Annotated in this window: 1 protein-coding gene; it reads left to right on the top strand. The window is 62.3% G+C overall.

The window, feature by feature from the left end; genetic code table 11:
* On the top strand, positions 1–409 hold a 409-nt coding region (locus IZR01_RS49590), incomplete at both ends, for a reverse transcriptase domain-containing protein (RefSeq protein WP_228561492.1).

The following is a 409-nucleotide window of genomic DNA, read 5'->3' as shown; positions in this document are numbered from 1 at the left end:
CGGCGGTTCTTCGACACGGTTCCACACGACAAGATCGTGGCTTGTGTGCAGGCCCATACCGATGCCCGCTGGGTGGTGTTGTATGTCCGGCGGTGGCTGACTGCTGGGCTGTGCATGCCCGGCGGGGGGGTGGTTGATCGTGATGTGGGGACACCGCAGGGTTCTGCGGTGTCTCCGGTGTTGGCGAACCTGTTTCTGCACTATGTGTTCGATACTTGGATGGCCCGGGAGTTCCCGGGGTGTCCGTTTGAACGCTATGCCGATGATGGCGTGGTGCACTGTCGCACGTTGGTGCAGGCGGAGCAGGTCCTGGCCGGGTTGCGGTCCAGGATGGCTGGGGTCGGTCTGGAGTTGCATCCAGGCAAGACCAGGATTGTGTATTGCAGGGATAGCAACCGTGGTGGTGGGG

The organism is Catenulispora pinisilvae, assembly GCF_015356865.1.
GTDB classification, from domain to species: domain Bacteria; phylum Actinomycetota; class Actinomycetes; order Streptomycetales; family Catenulisporaceae; genus Catenulispora; species Catenulispora pinisilvae.
Note: the sequence above shows the minus strand (reverse complement) of the source record. Positions and strands in the feature narration are given on the sequence as shown.